This is a genomic window from Alishewanella longhuensis, assembly GCF_014653435.1.
Classification (GTDB): Bacteria; Pseudomonadota; Gammaproteobacteria; order Enterobacterales; family Alteromonadaceae; genus Alishewanella; species Alishewanella longhuensis.
Window position 1 is genome coordinate 820728 of record NZ_BNAO01000001.1, and the last position, 20266, is coordinate 840993.

Genomic DNA, 20266 nt, shown 5'->3' on the forward strand with positions numbered 1-20266 from the left:
TTTTCTCTAGTTAGCTGTGCTGTTAATCATGGGTAAGTCGAGACCTTGCTCTTCGGCGCAATCTACGGCGATAGCGTAACCGGCGTCAGCATGGCGCATGACGCCAGTGCCCGGATCATTCCAAAGTACCCGGCCTAAACGCGCCGCTGCTTGCTCAGTACCATCGGCTAAGATCACCACGCCGCTATGCTGGCTGTAGCCCATGCCGACACCACCGCCATGATGCAGTGATACCCAGGTGGCACCGCCGGCGGTGTTAAGTAGCGCATTAAGTAATGGCCAATCAGACACCGCGTCTGAGCCATCTAACATGGCTTCGGTTTCACGATTGGGGCTTGCCACCGAGCCAGAATCCAGATGATCACGACCAATCACCACCGGGGCTGAGAGCTCACCGTTTTTCACCATTTCATTAAAGGCCAGCGCAATACGCGCCCGATCTTTTAAGCCAATCCAGCAAATCCGCGCCGGTAACCCCTGAAATTGAATGCGTTCACGCGCCATATCCAGCCAATTATGCAGGTGTGGATCATCAGGGATCAGCTCTTTCACTTTGGCATCGGTTTTATAGATATCTTCTGGATCGCCAGATAAGGCCACCCACCGGAACGGGCCTATGCCCTGGCAGAACAATGGCCGGATATAAGCGGGTACAAAGCCTGGGAAATCAAAGGCATTGGTTACGCCAACATCTTTGGCCATCTGCCGGATATTATTACCATAATCAGTCGCTACGGCGCCGCGTTGCTGCATGGTTAAAATGGCTTTGACTTGCACCGCCATCGCATCTTTCGCAGCCGCAACCACGGCGTTTTCATCTTCTATACGCTTGGCTTTAGCTTGCTCTAGCGTCCAACCTTGTGGCAAGTAGCCATTAAGGGGATCATGGGCTGAGGTTTGATCGGTTACTACATCCGGGGTAATGCCGCGGGCCACCAACTCGCTAAACACATCCGCCGCGTTGGCTAATAAGCCAATAGAGGTCGGTTTACCGCTGGCTTTGGCTTCTTCCAGCATGGTTAAAGCTTCGTCTAATGAGTAAGCTTTTTTATCGACATAACCGGTTTTTAACCGAAAATCGATACGGCTCTCGTCCACTTCACAGGCCAGCATATGAAAACCAGCCATAGTAGCAGCGAGTGGCTGCGCGCCGCCCATGCCACCCAAGCCACCGGTTAAAATCCATTTGCCGTTGGCAACACCATTAAAATGCTGTTTAGCAATGGCCACAAAGGTTTCGTAAGTGCCTTGTACTATGCCTTGGGTGCCGATATAGATCCAAGAGCCGGCGGTCATTTGGCCATACATCATCAGGCCTTTACGATCCAGCTCATTAAAGTGCTGCCAATTGGCCCAGGCGGGGACTAAGTTTGAGTTAGCAATCAGCACTCTGGGTGCATCCGGATGCGTGGGAAAAACACCAACCGGTTTGCCACTTTGTACCAATAAGGTTTGGTTATCTTCTAAGCGATCCAATACTTCAACAATTTTATCAAAGCAAGCCCAATTACGGGCGGCGCGGCCAATACCGCCGTAGACCACCAGCGCCTGCGGGTGCTCTGCCACTTCTGGATCCAAGTTATTCATTAGCATGCGTTTGGCAGCTTCAGTCTGCCAGCTTTTGGCGGTGATTTGATTGCCGCGGGCGGCGCGGATCACGCGACTTTCATCAATGCGGTTATTGTTCATAGCAACCTCGGTTAGCGGGGTAGGGCAAAGTTAAGATGGCCTCCCAGCCGGTAACGACTGCCGGGAGACGTTAAATAGGCCAGGCTGACGGCGCCATCACGGCTAAAGGTGCGGCGGGTCAGGCGCAGGCAGGGTTCGGGTTTTTTTAGTGCCAAATGCTGGCAGGTAAATTCGTCTGGCCAAATCGCTTCGACAATATGTTCGGCTTCGGTCAGCGGGGCGATTTCACTCAAATACAGGTGCGGGGTAATTTCCTGAAAATCTTGTTGGGTATACAAAGGCACCTGCTTGGGATTAACGTAACGGGCTTCTAACTGCAGCGGCAAACTATCAGAAAAATGCACAATCAATGAAAAAAACACTGGTTCATTGCGTTTTAACCCCAGCGCTGTGGCCACTATACCGGGGCAAGGCAACTCGGTAAGTTGTAATAACTTAGCGCGATAAGCATGGCCGCCGCTTTGTACCTCATCAGCAATATTACGAATCTCCAGTAACGAAGACTGTGACTTTAATGCTGCTACAAAACTGCCTACGCCCTGAGTACGGTATAGAATGCTTTGCTCGGTGAGTTCTTGTAAAGCGCGCCTTGCCGTCATCCGACTGACCGAAAATTGCTCGGCCAACTCATTTTCAGAAGGTACCCGGCTATGTTCTGGCCAGGCACCGCTTTCAATCTGGCGCAGCATAAATTCTTTGATTTCGGCAAATTTAGCCATGCAGTACCTACTTTGTTAGACGGATAGAGGCGTATTCGTTTTTTAAAAATAGCGGATTTTGGTTGTATATACAAGTTTTTCGGTTAGACTATTTTACATACACTGCGGCAGTAGGATTTTGGGAGCCTTAGATGATTGAATTTGATGCAGTTTGGATAAATGCTAACTTGGCCACGATGACCAAGAGCACTGAGCCTTATGGCGCTATTGCGGATGGCGCCATAGCGGTTAAAGATGGCGTGATTGCTTATGCTGGCCCAAAGGCCGGACTACCGGCTTTTGATGTATTAAGCACGCCGCTTAATGATGTGGCAGGACAGTGGATTTTACCTGGGTTAATTGATTGTCATACCCATCTGGTTTATGCCGGCAATCGTGCGAACGAATTTGAACTTCGCTTGCAAGGTGCGACCTATCAGGAGATTGCGGCTGCCGGTGGCGGTATTGCCAGTACGGTGCGGGCTACGCGCGAAGCCAGCCATGAAAGCTTATTTACGTTAGCGACAGATCGCTTAAACGCGTTACAAAATGAAGGCGTGACCACGGTCGAGATCAAGTCAGGCTACGGCTTAGATTTAACCTCAGAGCAAAAGATACTAGAGGTGGCCGCCTTGTTAGACGAGCATCATCCGATCAGTATTCAGAAAACCTTTTTAGGCGCTCATGCGCTGCCGGCTGAGTATAAAAACAATGCCGATGCCTATATTGAGCTGGTGTGTCAGATGTTGCCAGCCTTGCAGCAGCAAGGCCTGGTGGATGCCGTGGATGTATTTTGTGAAGGCATAGGGTTTAGTGTGGCGCAAAGTCGCAAAGTGTTTGCTGCTGCAAAAGCGCTGGGCTTGCCGGTGAAAGCGCATGCCGAGCAATTATCTAATTTAGGCGGTAGTGCCTTGGTGGCAGAATTTGCCGGCTTGTCTGCCGATCATATTGAGTTTTTGGATGAAGCCGGTGTGGCTGCCATGGCGCAGGCGGGAACAGTGGCGGTATTGCTGCCGGGGGCCTATTACTTTTTACGGGAAACCCAGTTGCCGCCTATTGCACTGTTGCGCCAGTATCAGGTGCCAATGGCGATTGCCAGCGATCTTAACCCGGGTACCTCGCCGTTCTGCTCATTGCAATTGATGCTCAATATGGCCTGCACGCTATTTCGCTTAACGCCGGAAGAGGCGCTGCTAGGGGTAACCCGCCATGCGGCTAACGCCTTAGGGTTGGCCGACAGAGGCATATTAGCAGCGGGGATGCGGGCCGATTTTGGTTGTTATGCCATTAGCCAACCCGCAGAGCTGTGTTATCAATATGGTGTGAAACCCTTGCGGCAACTGGTGATAGGCGGCAAGGTTTGCCGCCTTACAGTTTAGGGCATTGTCGTGTGGGCCTGCTGCTTAGGAAAACGCAGTGCTGCTTAACGTATCAGCGGCACTTGCTGTGCTTTGCCAAGCAAAAAGGCTTGTACCAATTGACTAAGTACCTGACCGCAATGATTTAGGCCAGCGGTAAGCCCTGCCGGATGTTGCGCGGGTGCTGCTTCGGCCAAATGCAGATAGGCAGTGTGCGGTAGTTTGGCAAATTGATAGACGGCTTGTTCAGCCTCGCTCACGCTGATGCCGCTGTAATTAAGGGCACTGGCGGGCATGCCGGTAATGGCATCGGTATCCAGTTCTAGCGCCAGTGGCGTATTGGCACTCAGGACTTTTTCCAGTGCCTGTTCAATCGCCTGCTGCCAACTTAGTGTCGCTGCCACAAAGATCTGTTGGTAACTTAAGTAATCAGCACCGGCTTGTTGTAGGGCTTTTAAGCTGGCGGCGTTATTCTTCTGCTGATGTAATCCCAGTACAAAATAATGTTGTAACAGCGCTTGTTGCATGGCGTAGCTAAAGCCGTTACCGCTGTGCCGCCCTTCTAATGGGCGAAAATCTGCATGAGGATCAATATTCAGGCAGTTAACCGGCTGTGCAGTACTGGCAGCCAGTGCCTGTAGCAATGGCAAGGCATTATTATGGCCGCCACCAATTACAATAGGCGTAAGCCCTGCAGCAAAGATAGGCTGTACTGCCGCTTGCACCCGCGCATCTAATTGCGCGCACAGGGTCCGTAAGTTGGCTAAATCCTCGCTTTTGCTGTTATCCAGCAGTTGCCCTTGCGCTTGTAAATCAGCGCAGCTAACTTCGCCCAACAGTAAAATTTGGCTGGCATCAAGTTGCTCGTTGGCTTGTAAATTTAGAAATTTACTTAAAAAGGCTTGCCAGCCCAGTTCAGCACCACCACCACCACAGTTTGCTCTGGGGCCGATATCTTCCGGTATGCCTAAAAGCACAAACTGGCCACTATGGGCCGCATGTTGGCGCAGGTTTTCAGTAATGCTAAGCAGTGGATCGGTTAACTGAATACGTTGCCCCAGGCGTGTTTCGCCTGAGCGGGTTTGAAAAAAGGCGCTTAATTGCGCCTTTGTTATACACTGCACTAGCGCCATGGCTTATTCGATATCCAGCGCATCGGGAGAAAGGATAATGCCGGTGCTATCAGCATACAGATGATCGCCCGGTAAGAAAGTTACGCCAGCAAAGTTGACTGGAACGTCGGTTTCACCAAAGCCGCTATCGTCAGCGCCAATCGGAATAGCATTAACTGCCTGAATACCAATATCAAAATCTTCCAGCTCATCTAAGTTTCGTACGCTACCGTAGCAAACGATACCTTCCCAGCCATTGGTTGCGGCCAGCGATGCCAGTTCTGCATCAATCAGTGCGCGGCGCGCCGAGCCACCACCGTCAATTAACAGCACTTTACCAATACCATCGTCTGCCAGCATTTGCCGCACCAGGCCGTTGTCTTCAAAGCACTTTACGGTATGGATTTTCCCGCCAAAGGAGCGACGACCACCATAATTAGCAAAAATAGGTTCGACCACATCAACCTGCTCTGCATAAAGATCGCATAACTCTGAGGTATTATATTCCATCTTGTACTCCGCACCGCAATTAGGGATGGCAACAGTATAACCTGCCAGCACTTAAGCTCAAGCGGAACTTTGCACTGGATGGCAGTATTAGCTGCTTTCTTCGTGATTGTGCATAGATGTTGCGCTGTCATTTTTTCGTCATTAAGTTTTCTTAGGATGTGAACAGACTTTGTACAATGAGGCTGCCGCTATGCTGCTTAAACGTCTGGAATATTGGGATCATGCCTTTTTTTGCCGATTGTTTGCCCGCAGTTCATCGCAAGTAATGGCGAAGAGCAGTTACTGGCTCTCAAAAAGTGCTGATGGTCCCTTATATCTGTTACTGGTGTTGCTACTCTTGATGCTGGACGTGGCCGATGCCTGGCTGGTGACCCAGCTCTTGTTGTTGGCTTTTGCGCTGGAGCTGCCGTTATATTTACTGCTAAAAAACAGTATTAAACGCGCCAGGCCAGAGCAAGCGGTCAGTTTGCATCGCATTGTGGCGCATATCATCCCGTCTGATACCTTTAGTTTGCCGTCGGGTCATACTGCAGCAGCCTTTGTAGTGGTTACCAGTTTAAGCCTGATCTATCCGGCCTGTTTGTTACCCTTGTTATGTTGGGGGGCTTTGGTGGGGTTATCGCGGGTTATGTTAGGGGTACATTTTCCGTTGGATATTCTGGCGGGGATGGCATTGGGCGTGTTGTCCAGTTTAGCGGCAGCCAATTGGCTTGGGGTTTGGTAGTTAAAGCTGCTAAGCACCGGTTTATAAGGTTTTGATAGCAATACGTGGCTCGCGGCTGGCATTGGCTTGTTTTAACTGCTGCAAGTACTGTTGCCATAACAGCTGTTGTTTGTCGGCGAGTTGTTGCAAGTAGGCGTAGCTATACAAACCCGTATTGTGCCCATCATCAAATACCAGCTTTACCGCATAGTGACCTACCGGTGTAATCTGAGTTATTGCTACATCGCGTTTATTTGCTACCAATTTAGGCTGACCATGGCCGCGAACCTCTGCGGAGGGCGACTGCACCCGCAGAAATTCTGCGCTTAGCGTGCAGCAACTGCCGTCGTTGTAGATCAGATCTAACAAGCGACGGCGTTGATGATAATGCAGTTTGCTAAGGCTAACGGCCATTACAGAATAAACCGGCTAAGATCTTCATCTTGTACCAGACTACCTAAATGTTGCTCAACATAGGCGCCATCAATACTAATTTGCTGGCCGGCATGATCGGCAGCGTCATAGGAGATCTCTTCCAACAAACGCTCCATAACGGTATATAAACGCCGTGCGCCAATGTTTTCAGTTGTCTCGTTTACCCGAAATGCCGCATCGGCAATGCGTTTAATGCCATCTTCGGTAAACTGAATGTGCACACCTTCGGTAGCTAACATGGCGCGAGATTGCTCGGTCAATGAAGCTTTAGGCTCAGTGAGAATGCGCTCGAAATCTGCTGCAGTTAGGGCTTCTAACTCAACCCGGATAGGTAAACGACCTTGCAATTCGGGCACTAAATCAGAGGGCTTACTCATCTGGAAAGCGCCAGAGGCAATAAACAAAATATGGTCGGTTTTTACCATACCATGCTTGGTATTGACGGTGCAGCCTTCAATTAAAGGCAGTAAGTCACGTTGCACGCCTTCGCGTGAAACATCTGGGCCACTGGTTTCACCGCGTTTACAGATTTTGTCAATTTCATCTAAAAACACAATGCCATTTTGCTCAACGGCTTCTAAGGCTTCGGCTTTTAGCTCTTCTGGGTTGACCAGACGGGCAGCCTCTTCCTCAATCAGCTGTTTAAAGGCATCTTTAATCTTTAGCTTACGTTTTTTCTTTTTCTCACTACCCAGGCTTTGAAACATGCTCTGTAGTTGCGAAGTCATTTCTTCCATACCCGGTGGCGCCATAATTTCTACGCCGATAGGACCTTGCGACAGCTCCAGTTCAATTTCTTTATCATCGAGCTGGCCTTCGCGTAGTTTTTTACGGAAAATTTGCCGGGTGTTGGAATCGGTACTGCTTTTTTCCGGCTCGCCCCAGGCATCTTTGGGCTTAGGTAGTAGCGCGTCTAAAATGCGCTCTTCCGCGGCTTCTTCTGCCCGAAAACGGTTTTTAGCAATGGCTTGCTCGCGGAACATCTTAACTGCGCTGTCGGTGAGATCGCGGATAATGCTTTCCACTTCTTTGCCAACATAACCTACTTCAGTAAATTTAGTCGCTTCTACTTTGATAAAGGGCGCATTCGCCAGCTTCGCCAGGCGGCGGGCGATCTCGGTTTTACCGACACCGGTTGGCCCTATCATTAAAATATTCTTTGGTGTCACTTCCTGGCGCAAGGCCGGATCTAACTGCATACGGCGCCAACGATTACGCAGCGCAATCGCGACCGCTTTTTTCGCTTTATTCTGGCCAATAATATGCCGATCAAGTTCGTGGACAATTTCTCTTGGAGTCATATCAGACATAGGTTACCTGCTTACAATTCTTCAATAGTCTGGTGGTGATTGGTGTAAACACAAATATCACCGGCAATTTTCAGGCTTTTTTCCACGATATCGCGCGCACTTAGCTCAGTGTTTTGCAGTAAGGCGGTGGCGGCAGATTGCGCGAATGGACCGCCACTACCAATAGCGATAAGATCATGCTCTGGCTGAATCACATCACCATTACCAGTAATTATCAACGAGGTATTGGCGTCTGCAACAGCGAGTAGTGCCTCGAGTTTGCGCAGCATACGATCGGTGCGCCAATCTTTGGCCAGCTCCACGGCCGCGCGCATAAGGTGTCCCTGATGCATTTCCAGTTTGGCTTCAAAGCGCTCAAATAAGGTGAAAGCGTCGGCGGTACCGCCAGCGAAACCCGCCAGTACTTTATTGTGATACAGGCGACGGACTTTACGGGCATTGCCTTTCATTACGGTGTTGCCCAAAGAAACCTGGCCATCACCACCGATGGCGACATGACCATTGCGGCGTACAGATACGATAGTTGTCATTAAAAAATGCCCTATGGCGAATTAACCTAGGGCATAAATAAGGTTGCGGTAACTGGTTTTCAAGCCCAGTTTCGCACCTGACAGGTATTAATACCCATTTGGCGCAGCTTATTCATATCGACAGTGGCCGCACGGCGTGATTCGTATGGCCCCAGAATGACTCTATACCAAACACCATTGGTGCCCTCTGTTCTTCTGACATCGGCGGTAATGCCAGCAAAAGCGATTTGCGCTTTCATCGCCTCGGCTTGAGGCTGTTGCCGGAAAGAACCACACTGCAACTGAGCGGGGCCACTACGCCGCTGCTCTGTTAGTTCAACTGTAATTTCTTTGTTTTCCAGCTCTTGAATATATTGATAAGGCTCTGCTACCGGCTTCGGTGGCAAGTCATCCTTCACAACCGTTTTTGCAGGTGTTGGCGCAGTGGTTACGGGAGCCGTGCTTACCGGCGTTTGCTGGCGTAAAAACCATAAACCATAAACAAATACCATCAAAGTGACTGCAGTTAAGCCAATCAATAGCCAAGGTTTGGCCGGTGCAGCTTTAGCCCGACTATTTCTGTTACTGCTCGGTCTGCTCTTACCTTTGTTGGCCGGTTTGGGGCGGCTGGCGCGCACATAATCTTTTTGTGGCATAACGACTGTCTGGTTACCTACTTAATACAACGATGGCGTCTAGTGCCATTATTCTACGCTGATTGCTGGAAAAGGAAATACATCATCTTAGCTTGCTCGATCCCAGTGCTAGCTCAGGTCTAATGCATCCACATCAAGTTGCCACTTAACTTTGCGGCTTAATGGCCAGCGACCTAACTCCGGTAACAGCTGATGTAACGCCTGATGCAGTGCCGGCCTTTGGCGGCTGTATAGATGTAATTGCCAGCGGTATTTACCGGCCTTACGCTCTAATGGCGATAGCAAAGGACCCATCAGTTGTAGTGCGGGGTTAGAACGCAGAATGTCGGCGATGTGTTGTAACCATTGTTGGCACAGCTCGCTTTGCAGCGCTTCTGCCCGAAATAGCGCTAAATGCTGGCAGGGCGGCAACGCCGTTTGCTGACGCTCCAATAAGGCACTGCGGGCAAAGGAAGCGTAGCCATTATGAATAATATCCTGTAGCAAGGCATGCTCTGGATGTTGGGTTTGCAGTAGTACCTTGCCCTTATCATGGCCGCGACCGGCGCGGCCAGCTACCTGAGTCAGTAATTGCCCAAGCTGCTCAGGCGCCCGAAAATCAGCACTGTACAGTGCGCCGTCTACATCGACTATTACCACGAGCGTAACAAAGGGAAAGTGATGGCCTTTGGCCAGCATCTGGGTACCAAGAATCAAACGGGGGCCCGCTTGGTTGATCTCGTCTAACAAGGCGCCTAAAGCGCCTTTACGGCGTGTACTGTCGCGATCGAGCCGGGTCACTGGCGTTGCTGGAAAAAGCTGCTGTAAATGTTCTTCCAGTTGCTCTGTACCCTGACCAACCGGTGCCAAGCGTGAGCTACCACAGTTGCCACATTGTTTCGGAATAGGTCTGCTGGCGCCACAGTGATGGCACAACAGCTGCTTACTGTGTTTGTGATAGGTGGTAAAGGCGCTACAGCGCTTACATTCGGTGAGCCAGCCACACTCCTGACAGCTCAACGCCGGGGCAAAGCCGCGACGATTTAAGAACAACATAACCTGCTTGCCACGGCCCAGCTGTTGTCGAATTTGCTGAATACTGCTGTCGGCCAAACCGTAGTGCATTTGTTGTTGCTTTAAATCGATCAGTTCAAAAGCAGGTAAGGCCTGGCCACTGGCACGGTTTTGCAGCAGTAAATGGCCAAAACGACCTTGCTGGGCGTTGTAAAGCGATTCTAAACTCGGGGTGGCGGAGCCGAGCAATATCGGGCAGTTTTCCAAGGCAGCACGTTTAATGGCCAGATCACGGGCATGATAGCGAAAGCCATCTTGTTGCTTTAGCGATAAATCGTGTTCTTCGTCAATAATAATCAGGCTAAGCTTATGGAAGGGTAAGAACAGGGCGGAACGGGTGCCGATAATAATAGCCGCACTGCCGCTGGCAGCATTTAACCAGCAGTTTAGCCGCTCGCCATCACTTAAATTAGAGTGCCAGGCCAATACCGGTACCTTAAAGCGCTCTGCAAAACGCTGCAGGGTTTGCGGGGTCAAGCCTATCTCCGGCAAGAGTAATAAAACTTGCTCGCCGCGCGCCAGTAGGGGCGCGATACATTGTAAATACACTTCGGTTTTACCCGATCCGGTTACGCCCTCGAGTAAAAAAGGCCGGAAACTGCCCTGTGCCTGCTGTACAGCAGTGACCGCCAAGGCCTGATCCACAGTCAATTGCAGTGCGGCTTGTGCCAGCCCCTGATACTGATACGGCTGGCGTGCCAGCACCTGTGAAGCTACCAGACCTTTATCCAATAACTGTTTTAGCACACTGCGGGGATGCTCTGCCAATAACACTGTCTCGGCAATAACGCCCTGCTGTAAGCTTTGCCAAAGTGCCAGCTGTTTGGTGGAGCGTTTAAAATCTGCGGCACTGCAAGCCTCGCCGCTTGCAGTTAGGCGATAGCCGGTAAGCTGATAGTCAGTGAGTGCGCGCCCTTCACGTAGCAGCGCTGGCAGCGCAGCGGTCAGTACTTCACCTAACGGGTGATGATAATATTCTGCGGCAAAGCTAAGCAATTGCCTTAACCGCTCAGAAAGCACCGGGCTAGATTCTAAGACCGCGCTAACGGGTTTAAGCTGAGTCAGTTCATAAGGGCTATCGGGTGCCAGTTGCCACACTACGCCCACTAACTCGCGTTTACCAAAAGGCACCCGTACCCTACAACCCTGACTAACCTGAATATTATCAGGCAGCAGATAATCAAAATGCTGACGGAGAGGGATGGGTAAAGCAACGCGAATAACAGGCACAGCAGTTTCCAGGGCTGGTAGAAAGAGGCTCCAGTTTAAGGAAGGGCAGGCACCTTGCCAAGTAAAACAAAAAGACCGGCTTTTTTAGATTGGGCAATTGCAACTTTATTGGCTATCCATTAAACTACGCGCCCTAAATTAACTGTAATTTCGTATGGTGTTTGGCATTAAAAACATGACCAGATAGCGATACGGCCCAATGAGGTAACCCATGAAACCAGGTATTCACCCAGAATATAAAGAAATTACCGCTACTTGTACTTGCGGTAATTCGTTCAAAACGCGTTCAGCGCTGTGCAAAGATATCCACTTGGACGTTTGCTCTGCTTGTCACCCGTTCTATACTGGCAAACAGAAAGTATTAGACGTTGGTGGTCGTGTTGATCGCTTCAAAAAACGTTTCTCTGTGTTGGGCAACCGTTAATCGTTGTCGGAACATAAAAAAACCGGAGCTTAGTCTCCGGTTTTTTTATGTCTTTATCAGTACTAGAGGATAGTGGTTACTGCCCGCCAGACAATACTTCATTTAGTGAACTTGCGCCGCGCTCAGGGCGAATACTAGCGCAGTTACTACCGCTTTGTTCACAACTTACCCCTCTTATCCTGCTACCAACAGAGCGGGTATCAAACTGCCCTGTGGCAGACAATCTTTTCACTAAGCCTTCCAACATATTACTTGTTTGAAATTGTTGCCCAGATACACGGATAATTTCGATGTTTTCTACTTCACGTAACTCAGCAACCAGAGCACTATGCTCGCTATCAGCAGCCAGTTGGCTGGTCACTTCATGTAAATAAGGTTTAGCGTTATGTTGGCCTGAAAGTACTAAACGTTTATAGAGTTCTGCCGCACCTGGTAAATCTTGTTCAACCCCGACACCATGTTGTTTTAACTGCGCAAGTAGTAGCATGGCGCTGGACAACTTTTGCGAAGTAGCTTGCTCTAGCAAGTTTACCGCTTCAGGCAGCTGTTCTGGGTCTTCGCTTTGCAATAATTGCAAGGCTTTGTTGTATTGAGCAGGGGCGTAATTTAATTTTACGGCCTGCTCAAGTAAGCGCGCGGCTTCAGTAAGGTCTTGTTCTACCATAAAGCCGTTGCGCAGCCAGTCAGACATTAAATTAACTGCCATTGGGTTGCGTTGCCGTACTCCCATTCGCAGATAACGGATAGCTTGCTCGGTATTTTGCTCTAAACCATCGCCAGTAGCATAGGCCATCGCTACAAAAGCAGCGGCATCACCGCTACCACCGCGTGCTAGTCTAATCAGTCTTCTCAGCTCTTTACTACAATCTGTATCCATACAAACGCGATCGGCCTGACTATCGGTGTTCTGTGCGATGGCTTTAACAGGTAAAGCTAACAAGCCAATGACAAGTAAACTGGTGCTTAGGAAAACCTTCATGTGATGCCTCTGGTTAACAATTATTTAATGAGATAATTTTAGTCGCTTTACCGCGGTGTTCAAACAAGTATCTTACCTAAACTGTAAAAAAATGTTTCATTACTGTTAATCTGAAATCATTGCTTGCAGAATATGTACAGATAAGCACCATATATTTCGAAAATTAGTATTAATAGATGTCTAGAACTCTTGGCGTCTTTTGGCTTTCTTGTTATAACAAGGGCTGAATTATACTAAAGTCGTAATGCATCTAATAAATACGCTGGTACGTCCAGCTCGGTTTAGGTATTTTTCCAGAACAGAGCTCATTAAAATGAGCCGCCAACCGGCCTGCTGTATAACAATAACCATGCAGCCGCAGTTTGTACCTGCTCAAATTACTCAGGAAAATTAGAATGTCAGATTTCAGAGAACAAGCCCTACGTTACCATGCTGAACCTCGCCCCGGAAAAATTAGTATTGAAATCAGTAAACCGGCCGAAACCGTTACCGACCTCGCTTTGGCCTATAGTCCTGGCGTAGCAGAGCCGGTGCGGGAAATAGCAGCTGATGTGGATAACGTCTATAAGTACACCGCCAAAGGTAATTTAGTGGCAGTGATCTCAAATGGGACTGCAATTCTTGGTTTAGGTAACCTGGGACATATGGCGTCTAAGCCAGTTATGGAAGGTAAAGCACTACTATTTAAACGTTTTGCCAATTTAGACTCTATTGATATTGAAGTGAGCCATCGAACCACAGAAGAGTTTATCACGACGGTAGCGAATATTGCTGATACCTTCGGCGGTATTAATTTAGAAGATATTAAAGCACCGGAATGCTTTGAAATTGAAAAAGAGCTGATTAAACGCTGCAATATTCCGGTATTTCATGACGATCAACATGGTACCGCTATCGTTACTGCAGCGGGTATGCTCAATGCACTGGAGATTCAGGGTAAAGATATTGGTACCGCCATTATTGTTTGTATGGGCGCGGGCGCTGCCGCAATCGCCTGTATGGAGCTACTGATCAAATGCGGTGCTATGCGCGAGCATATTTATATGCTGGATACCAAAGGTGTTATTCATACCCGGCGGGAAGATTTAAATCAATATAAGCAACTGTTTGCGAACAATACCGACAAAAGAACGCTGGAAGATGCGCTAAAAGGCGCAGATGTGTTTGTTGGTGTATCGGGCCCAGATGTATTGCCACCTGAAGCATTGAAGCTGATGGCAGATAAGCCCGTGATCTTTGCCTGTTCTAATCCGGATCCAGAAATTAAACCTGAATTGGCCCACGCGGTGCGCAATGATTTGATTATGGCAACGGGTCGCTCAGATTATCCGAACCAGGTGAATAATGTCTTGTGTTTCCCTTTTATTTTTCGCGGAGCCTTGGACGTGCGGGCCAGTGAGATAAACGATCAAATGAAACTGGCGGCAGTACAAGCTATTCGTGCTATCGCCAAAGAGCCCGTGCCTCAAGCCGTGCTGGAAGCTGCCAAGGTAAGTTCATTAGAGTTTGGTAAATCTTATATTATTCCTAAACCAATGGATCCACGCTTGCTACCACAGGTAGCACGCGCTGTAGCTGAGGCTGCTGTGGCCTCAGGTGTTGCTCGTATTGAGATGCCAGCTGGTTACTACCAAGCTTAATTTTTTGGGCTGTATTGATAAACAGCAAGAATAAAAAAACCGCCTATTGGCGGTTTTTTTATTCTTCGTCGCTTTCTGCTTCAATGATTACCGGTATTGGTTTCCCCATACTGGTTAAAATCTGTCGTACTTCTGTTGGAATTTGGTGCGGGTTATCTTTACGTAAGTCTTCATCGGCAGGCAGAGGCTGGCCGGTAAAGGCGTGCAAAAAGGCTTCACACAGTAATTCGCTATTGGTGGCGTGTCGCAGGTTATTAACCTGACGACGAGTACGCTCATCCGTTAGCACTTTTAACACGTTTAGCGGGATCGACACGGTGATCTTTTTAACTTGTTCTGATTTTTTACCGTGTTCCGCGTAAGGGTGAACATATTCACCATTCCACTTAGCCATAAGGGTCCCTTGTTATTGGTCGAGAAAATATTGCTCGCGCAAATGCGGAATTCTACTGTTTTATACGTTACAGTCAAACACTGTGCAGTAAATAATCATTATAGACGGCTAAATGGTTTGACTTCCAGTATTAACGCATTATACTTTTAGCCGTCTAAACATCTAAATGGATCCAATATGGCAAAACGTCATGCTGCAACTATCGCTGCCCGGGCGGGTATCGCCGAGGATACTGCTTTTGGTGCAGTTACGCCTCCGATTTATCTTACGTCAACATACGAGCTTGAGGCTTTTCGCCAGCCCGGGCCTTACGATTATTCTCGTTCAAATAATCCTACTCGAGATGTACTGGGAGAGGCGTTAGCGGAATTAGAGGGTGGCGCCAAAGCTATAGTGACGAATACGGGAATGTCGGCCTGTTTACTGGCATTACAACTATTAAAGCCGGAAGATACACTGGTCTTCCCGCATGATTGTTATGGTGGCAGTTATCGATTATTTATTAATCTGGCACAGCGTAAGCATGCGTTTAAAATCCAAATTGTTAATTTTCAAGATACTGACTGGGCTGAACAAGTACGCTTAGCTGCGCCTGCGATGATCTGGTTAGAAACACCCAGTAATCCGTTACTGCAAATTACCGATATTCAGGCAGTGTGCCAATTGGCGGCTGAACTGGCTGCGAAAGTGGTGGTTGACAACACTTTTCTATCGCCAGTATTGCAGCAACCCTTGGCTTTAGGTGCTGACATCGTTGTACATTCGACGACGAAGTATATTAATGGTCATAGCGATATTATTGGTGGCGCATTGATTGCTAAAGATGTCGCGATTGGTGATGAGCTTAAGTGGTGGGGGAATTGCCTGGGGTTAACGGGTGGGGCACTGGATGCCTATCTTACCTTGCGCGGTTTAAGAACTTTAAGTCCACGCATCCGCTTACAGCAAGAAAATACGTTGGCGGTGGTTGATTTCCTCGCAGCGCATCCGTTGGTCGCAAAGGTGTATTACCCTGGTTTAGCATCACACCCTGGTCATGCGATAGCTAAAGTTCAACAGAGTGGTTTTGGCGCTATGTGTAGCTTTGAGCTAAATGCCGCACCTGAATATTTGTATGATTTTTTTGCCGCACTCAAATACTTTACTTTAGCGCAATCGCTGGGTGGCACTGAGAGTTTAGTCTGCCATCCGGCGACGATGACTCATGCCTCAATGGATGCCGCAGCGCAGCAGCGCGCAGGCATTGGCGCGACCTTGGTGAGACTATCGGTAGGGATAGAGGATATTGCCGATTTGATTACCGATTTGGATAAAGCATTACAACAGGTTGCTAAGCGACTGTCAGTTTGATTTAAGGATGTATCATGAGAAGCAATCTTGCTACTGCGTCGCTGCAGTCTAAAGTGTTACCGACGTTATCTGTAATAGTAGCGGGCACCGGTAATGTCGGTGCTGAGTTTTTAAGGTTATTTCAGCGCCAGCAGCAACGCCTAGCTAATCAATTACACTTGGATCTGGCTGGCGTTTTTAACTCTCGACAGGCGTTACTGGCTCCAGCGTTAGACTGCAACGATTGGCAGGGCGCTTTAGCCAGCGGTGAGAATTATCAGCAAGCTGAGTTATTGGCTTATTTAGCTAGCTTGCCCTCTCCCAAAGTGTTAGTTGATATCACACCTAGCCAGACTTTTGCTCGTCAATATCCAGCATTTATTGCTGCGGGTTGCCATTTGATCAGTGCAAATAAGCAAGGCGTCACCCTGCCAGGGGAGGAGTATCAAGCCATTCTTGCGGCATTAAAGCCTCAGCAACTTAATTGGTTGAGCAATACCACGGTCGGGGCTGGTATTCCGGTGCAGCGAGTGTTGCAGGAACTGCTGCAAAGCGGTGATCAGATCCGGCGGATCAGTGGGGTTTTCTCCGGCACTTTATCCTGGTTATTATGCAGCTATGATGGCAGTAAACCTTTTTCTGAGTTTGTGCTGGAGGCGCAAGCTTTAGGTTATACCGAACCTGATCCCAGGGATGATTTATCTGGAAAAGATGTGCAACGTAAATTACTGGTCTTGGCGCGCGAATTAAAACTACCATTGGAATTGACGGATATCGAGTTGATGCCCTTACTTCCTGCCGGTGCGGAACGTGGTAGCTGGCAGGATTTTTGGGCGAAACGGGCAGACTTAGATGCCTGGTTACTGGCCAAGTACCAGCAAGCCGTGGCTGAGGGTAAGGTTTTACGTTATGCGGCTTGTTTAAGTTTGCAGCCTGAATGTGTAAAAGCATCGGTGCAATTGGTTGCTGTCGCCAGCCATGATCCTCTGGCGGCTCTGGCACCTTGCGATAATATGTTTGTTATTGAATCTGACTGGTATCAGCAGAACCCTCTGGTGTTAAAAGGTCCCGGTGCTGGACGGGCTGTTACTGCAGGGGGATTGCATGCCGATCTGGCTGTGTTAGCGCAGAACGTTATTTTAAGCTCTCAGCGCTAATAGCGATGGCTCAGATAGATAAAGGTCCTACAAGTAGATGGCTGCTTGGCAAAGTGGCCTATTCTCGGTTAATCTGAGTTTCAGAACTAGCTAAGCCATCTGCTGCTGACTAATCGGAACTGCTGAATGCCGTTGTTGTCTTTTCGTTATACTTTTTTATGTTGGTTGCTTTTTAGCCTGCCGCTAACGGCTTTTGCGCTTTCAAATACGGCAAGCCCGGTCCCTGCCTTAGATAATTATTTTAAAGAAAGCCTCAATACCCGCGATGGTTTGCCGCACAACACGATTAATGCTTTGGCACAGACTGCCGATGGTTATCTCTGGTTTGGCACCTGGGAGGGCGTTGCGCGCTATAACGGCAGAGAATTTAGAATTTTCGATCGTAGCCCGGAAACAGGCTTACCTGATGTTGGCGTAAGAACTTTCCATCTTGATCAGCATAAAACCTTATGGATCGCGGGTTCTCGTGGCGGCTTGGTTCGGGTAAAAGAGGGGAATTGGCATGCCTACCCTCCGCTTGGCGTCTTAATTAACCGGCTATTACTGGATAAACAAGAGAGATTGTGGATTGCGACTGAAGGCCAGGGGCTCTTTATGCAAAATAGTGCCGGTGAGCGTGTGCAATATTTAGGTAAAGAGGGGCTGCCGTCTGAACAAGTACATAGTTTAATTGAAGATAGCCAGGGGCGAATTTGGGTAGGTACGTCAGACGGCTTGGTTTACCTGGATGAACAACTGCAAATTCAGCCGGTACTGCCCACTCAGTATAATGGCGTACCCGTATTTGCGTTGGCATTAAATGAGCAAGGGCAGTTGCTGGTTGGGACTGAACGTGGATTATTTCTCTCGCCTACTTTAACTGCGGAACCTATCACCTTATTAGATAATGTTCCTGTCTCAGCGTTGTTATTTGAAAGCGACGACATACTCTGGATTGGCACTATTGATCGCGGTTTATTACGGCAACATGATGGTATTACCGAAGAGCTAGATATTCGCCAGGGCTTACCGAATAACCGCATTCTGGCACTATTGTTAGATAGCGAACAGAACTTATGGGTTGGCACTAATGGTGGTGTTTTTCGGCTCCGTGATGCACCTTTTAGTACTTTTACTACTGATCAGGGATTAGCGGGTAACTTTGTCCGAACGGTGTTATCGCATTCCGATGGTTGCTTGTATATCGGCACTAGTCGTGGTTTGAATCGATATTGTGCTGGGGTGATAGATCAGATTGATTTAAGTTCTGTCAGTGTTGGTCAGTCGGTGCTCAGTTTAGCAGAGGGGCCAGAGCAGAGTCTTTGGGTGGGTACCTACGCTGATGGTTTAATTGAAGTTAGCCAAGGGCAGGTCAAGCGCCACTTTAATGCGAATAATGGACTGCCTGCAAATGAAGTTCGTGCAGTGATGCCATTGAGTGACGGCACGGTTTGGGTTGGCACCGCGTTGGGTGCCAGCCGGATTGATAATCAGGGTATTAGAAACTATGGGCGCGAAGATGGTCTGCCTAGCCCTTTTATCATGGCGTTGTATCAAAGCTCTGATGGCCGTGTTTTTATTGGTAGTGGTGCTGGTGTCGCTGTGCTGCAACAGGATAAATTGCAGTCTCTTGATCTTACTGGGCTTGATGATGCCGATTATGCTTTTGGTTTTGCAGAGGATTTAGCTGCCGGAATCTTCTGGATGACGACAGATCGCGGCTTAATTGCATACGACCTAACCTCTGGCGCACTGCATATGATTGGGCGTGCGCAGGGGATGCCCTTTGATAAACTGTTCCAGTTAGTACTGGATAAGCAAGGCTATTTTTGGATTAGCAGTAATAGAGGTGTACTCCGATTAAATCGCGCACAGGCCCTGGAAGTTATTGCGGGTAAGCGTGAGCGGATTGAGTTCGAGTTATTTGGTGAAAGTGATGGCATGGCCAGCGCTCAGGCTAATGGCGGTTCTGCAAAAGCTGCTACTTTACATCATGATGGATCTATCTGGATTGCAACATCGATTGGTGTGAGTCGGGTGCAACCCGAACGATTACAACAATTCGCCAAAATGTTACCCCCGGTGGTGATAGAAAAATTATTGGTAGAAGGGCAAGAAATTAGTTTTGTGAACCTGCAACCATTAGCTGCAGGCACCAATCGCGTTGAAATTCAGTATGCGGGTTTGGGCTATATTATGTCAGAGCGTATTCAATACCGCACTTTATTGGAAGGCTTTGATCAAGAGTGGGTAAATCGCGGTTCCTATATTGCCGCAGAATATACAAACTTGCCGCCAGGCACTTATCGCTTTAGGGTAGCCGCGGCTTACCCCGGAGGGGATTGGAGCCAGAATGAAGCTGAATTAACGTTAGAAATTTTGCCTTATTTATGGCAGCGTTGGTGGTTTCAGTTATTGATTGTTTTGGTGTTAGCAACTTCTTTGCTTTGGGTTATTCGCTGGCGTTTGCAGAGTTTAAAACGCAACGAGCTACGGTTATTAAAGCTAGTGTCTGAACAGACGGTAGAACTGCAGCTGCTCGCTAGACAAGATGCCTTAACTGGCTTAGCGAATCGACGGGCTTTTGATGAAGCTTTGCAGCAAGAATACCAGCGTGCGAAACGTAGCAACGCAACCCTTTGTTTGGCATTAATAGATGTTGATCACTTTAAGCAAGTTAATGACAAACTCTCCCATGCCTTAGGCGATGAGGTTTTAAAGCGTATCGCCGCGTTGTTAAAGCAGCAAAGCCGTGCCATTGATTTGGTTGCGCGTTGGGGGGGGGAAGAGTTTGTGATCTTGCTACCTGATACCAGCCTTGCCGCGGCAATAGAGGTGTGTGAACGTTTACGGCAAAAGCTTGAGCAACTTGATTTTAGTGAGTTATCAGCAGATTTAAACATGACCGTGAGTATTGGTTTAACTACAAATGATAAGTTAGAGTTGCCACAGATGTTACTGAGCGCAGATCGGGCTCTTTATCAGGCTAAGCGCACTGGGCGAAATAGATTGATCATTGCAGACAATAAAATTTAAGTGGATAATAATTCAATAAAACAGCATAATAATTCTTGATTGTGCATGTTCTTCGGTCTACACTA

At 48.5% G+C, this 20266-nt stretch carries 18 protein-coding genes; 7 read left to right on the forward strand and 11 right to left on the reverse strand.

The features are described 5' to 3' along the window. Window positions 1-6: 6 nt before the first annotated feature. Together hutU and hutC are read right to left on the reverse strand one after the other, a co-directional pair. A complete protein-coding gene (gene hutU / locus IE163_RS03450; RefSeq protein ID WP_189430198.1) occupies window positions 7-1689 on the reverse strand; it encodes a urocanate hydratase in 1683 nt (560 codons plus the stop codon). Between the two features lie 11 nt (window positions 1690-1700). Beyond that, window positions 1701-2408, reverse strand: coding sequence for a histidine utilization transcriptional repressor HutC (gene hutC / locus IE163_RS03455; RefSeq protein ID WP_189430200.1), 708 nt, complete (start codon window positions 2406-2408; stop codon window positions 1701-1703). Window positions 2409-2539: 131 nt separating this feature from the next. Here hutC and hutI point away from each other — a divergent pair, with 131 nt between their 5' ends. Then, window positions 2540-3766, forward strand: coding sequence for an imidazolonepropionase (gene hutI / locus IE163_RS03460; protein WP_189430202.1), 1227 nt, complete (start codon window positions 2540-2542; stop codon window positions 3764-3766). Window positions 3767-3810: 44 nt separating this feature from the next. Here hutI and IE163_RS03465 read toward each other — a convergent pair whose 3' ends face one another. Together IE163_RS03465 and rraA are read right to left on the reverse strand one after the other, a co-directional pair. After that, window positions 3811-4878 (reverse strand): formimidoylglutamase, encoded by a 1068-nt coding sequence (locus tag IE163_RS03465; protein WP_189430203.1) that lies wholly within the window; start codon window positions 4876-4878, stop codon window positions 3811-3813. Window positions 4879-4881: 3 nt separating this feature from the next. After that, on the reverse strand, window positions 4882-5367 hold the full coding sequence (gene rraA / locus IE163_RS03470) for a ribonuclease E activity regulator RraA (protein ID WP_189430205.1): 486 nt from the start codon (window positions 5365-5367) through the stop codon (window positions 4882-4884). Window positions 5368-5557: 190 nt separating this feature from the next. Between rraA and IE163_RS03475 the strand changes: the two genes are divergently transcribed. Continuing rightward, entirely contained in the window at window positions 5558-6091 is a 534-nt protein-coding gene (locus tag IE163_RS03475) for a phosphatase PAP2 family protein (protein ID WP_189430207.1), read from the forward strand. 21 nt (window positions 6092-6112) lie between these two features. On the opposite strand, the gene IE163_RS03480 is transcribed toward IE163_RS03475, so the two are convergent. The 5 genes from IE163_RS03480 to priA all read right to left on the reverse strand — a co-directional run bounded on the left by IE163_RS03480 (window position 6113) and on the right by priA (window position 11263). After that, window positions 6113-6484, reverse strand: a complete 372-nt coding sequence (locus IE163_RS03480; protein WP_189430209.1) for a gamma-butyrobetaine hydroxylase family protein — start codon at window positions 6482-6484, stop codon at window positions 6113-6115. Beyond that, window positions 6484-7815, reverse strand: coding sequence for an ATP-dependent protease ATPase subunit HslU (gene hslU, locus IE163_RS03485; RefSeq protein WP_189430211.1), 1332 nt, complete (start codon window positions 7813-7815; stop codon window positions 6484-6486). The genes IE163_RS03480 and hslU overlap by 1 nt, the downstream gene beginning before the upstream one ends. Window positions 7816-7826: 11 nt before the next feature. Further along, on the reverse strand, window positions 7827-8345 hold the full coding sequence (hslV, locus tag IE163_RS03490) for an ATP-dependent protease subunit HslV (protein WP_189430214.1): 519 nt from the start codon (window positions 8343-8345) through the stop codon (window positions 7827-7829). Between the two features lie 59 nt (window positions 8346-8404). After that, window positions 8405-8980 (reverse strand): SPOR domain-containing protein, encoded by a 576-nt coding sequence (locus IE163_RS03495; RefSeq protein WP_189430216.1) that lies wholly within the window; start codon window positions 8978-8980, stop codon window positions 8405-8407. A 108-nt stretch (window positions 8981-9088) separates the two neighbouring features. Beyond that, a complete protein-coding gene (gene priA / locus IE163_RS03500; RefSeq protein WP_189430218.1) occupies window positions 9089-11263 on the reverse strand; it encodes a primosomal protein N' in 2175 nt (724 codons plus the stop codon). Between the two features lie 211 nt (window positions 11264-11474). On the opposite strand from priA, the gene rpmE reads away from it, so the two are divergent. Continuing rightward, on the forward strand, window positions 11475-11687 hold the full coding sequence (gene rpmE, locus IE163_RS03505; RefSeq protein ID WP_189430220.1) for a 50S ribosomal protein L31: 213 nt from the start codon (window positions 11475-11477) through the stop codon (window positions 11685-11687). 76 nt (window positions 11688-11763) lie between these two features. Here the strand turns inward: rpmE and IE163_RS03510 are convergent, their stop codons facing one another. Next, window positions 11764-12666, reverse strand: a complete 903-nt coding sequence (locus IE163_RS03510; RefSeq protein WP_189430222.1) for a tetratricopeptide repeat protein — start codon at window positions 12664-12666, stop codon at window positions 11764-11766. Window positions 12667-13061: 395 nt separating this feature from the next. Between IE163_RS03510 and IE163_RS03515 the strand changes: the two genes are divergently transcribed. Then, a complete protein-coding gene (locus IE163_RS03515; RefSeq protein ID WP_189430223.1) occupies window positions 13062-14306 on the forward strand; it encodes a malic enzyme-like NAD(P)-binding protein in 1245 nt (414 codons plus the stop codon). Between the two features lie 58 nt (window positions 14307-14364). Here IE163_RS03515 and metJ read toward each other — a convergent pair whose 3' ends face one another. Next, entirely contained in the window at window positions 14365-14700 is a 336-nt protein-coding gene (gene metJ, locus IE163_RS03520) for a met regulon transcriptional regulator MetJ (RefSeq protein ID WP_189430225.1), read from the reverse strand. A 177-nt stretch (window positions 14701-14877) separates the two neighbouring features. On the opposite strand from metJ, the gene metB reads away from it, so the two are divergent. From metB to IE163_RS03535, 3 genes are all read left to right on the forward strand, one after another. Next, complete coding sequence (gene metB, locus IE163_RS03525; RefSeq protein WP_189430226.1) at window positions 14878-16050, forward strand: cystathionine gamma-synthase; 1173 nt, start codon at window positions 14878-14880, stop codon at window positions 16048-16050. Window positions 16051-16064: 14 nt separating this feature from the next. Continuing rightward, complete coding sequence (locus tag IE163_RS03530; RefSeq protein WP_189430228.1) at window positions 16065-17186, forward strand: aspartate kinase; 1122 nt, start codon at window positions 16065-16067, stop codon at window positions 17184-17186. Window positions 17187-17312: 126 nt separating this feature from the next. Continuing rightward, a complete protein-coding gene (locus IE163_RS03535) occupies window positions 17313-20201 on the forward strand; it encodes a ligand-binding sensor domain-containing diguanylate cyclase (protein WP_189430236.1) in 2889 nt (962 codons plus the stop codon). Window positions 20202-20266 lie beyond the last annotated feature (65 nt).

Bases quoted from the DNA above. Each gene is read 5' to 3' on its own strand.
- metB (WP_189430226.1), top strand. From the start codon at position 14,878: ATGGCAAAACGTCATGCTGCAACTATCGCTGCCCGGGCGGGTATCGCC.
- IE163_RS03465 (WP_189430203.1), bottom strand. From the start codon at position 4,878: ATGGCGCTAGTGCAGTGTATAACAAAGGCGCAATTAAGCGCCTTTTTT.
- IE163_RS03535 (WP_189430236.1), top strand. From the start codon at position 17,313: ATGCCGTTGTTGTCTTTTCGTTATACTTTTTTATGTTGGTTGCTTTTT.
- IE163_RS03510 (WP_189430222.1), bottom strand. From the start codon at position 12,666: ATGAAGGTTTTCCTAAGCACCAGTTTACTTGTCATTGGCTTGTTAGCT.
- rraA (WP_189430205.1), bottom strand. From the start codon at position 5,367: ATGGAATATAATACCTCAGAGTTATGCGATCTTTATGCAGAGCAGGTT.
- IE163_RS03495 (WP_189430216.1), bottom strand. From the start codon at position 8,980: ATGCCACAAAAAGATTATGTGCGCGCCAGCCGCCCCAAACCGGCCAAC.
- hutU (WP_189430198.1), bottom strand. From the start codon at position 1,689: ATGAACAATAACCGCATTGATGAAAGTCGCGTGATCCGCGCCGCCCGC.
- IE163_RS03530 (WP_189430228.1), top strand. From the start codon at position 16,065: ATGAGAAGCAATCTTGCTACTGCGTCGCTGCAGTCTAAAGTGTTACCG.
- hslV (WP_189430214.1), bottom strand. From the start codon at position 8,345: ATGACAACTATCGTATCTGTACGCCGCAATGGTCATGTCGCCATCGGT.
- hslU (WP_189430211.1), bottom strand. From the start codon at position 7,815: ATGTCTGATATGACTCCAAGAGAAATTGTCCACGAACTTGATCGGCAT.
- IE163_RS03475 (WP_189430207.1), top strand. From the start codon at position 5,558: ATGCTGCTTAAACGTCTGGAATATTGGGATCATGCCTTTTTTTGCCGA.
- IE163_RS03480 (WP_189430209.1), bottom strand. From the start codon at position 6,484: ATGGCCGTTAGCCTTAGCAAACTGCATTATCATCAACGCCGTCGCTTG.
- hutI (WP_189430202.1), top strand. From the start codon at position 2,540: ATGATTGAATTTGATGCAGTTTGGATAAATGCTAACTTGGCCACGATG.
- hutC (WP_189430200.1), bottom strand. From the start codon at position 2,408: ATGGCTAAATTTGCCGAAATCAAAGAATTTATGCTGCGCCAGATTGAA.
- IE163_RS03515 (WP_189430223.1), top strand. From the start codon at position 13,062: ATGTCAGATTTCAGAGAACAAGCCCTACGTTACCATGCTGAACCTCGC.
- metJ (WP_189430225.1), bottom strand. From the start codon at position 14,700: ATGGCTAAGTGGAATGGTGAATATGTTCACCCTTACGCGGAACACGGT.
- rpmE (WP_189430220.1), top strand. From the start codon at position 11,475: ATGAAACCAGGTATTCACCCAGAATATAAAGAAATTACCGCTACTTGT.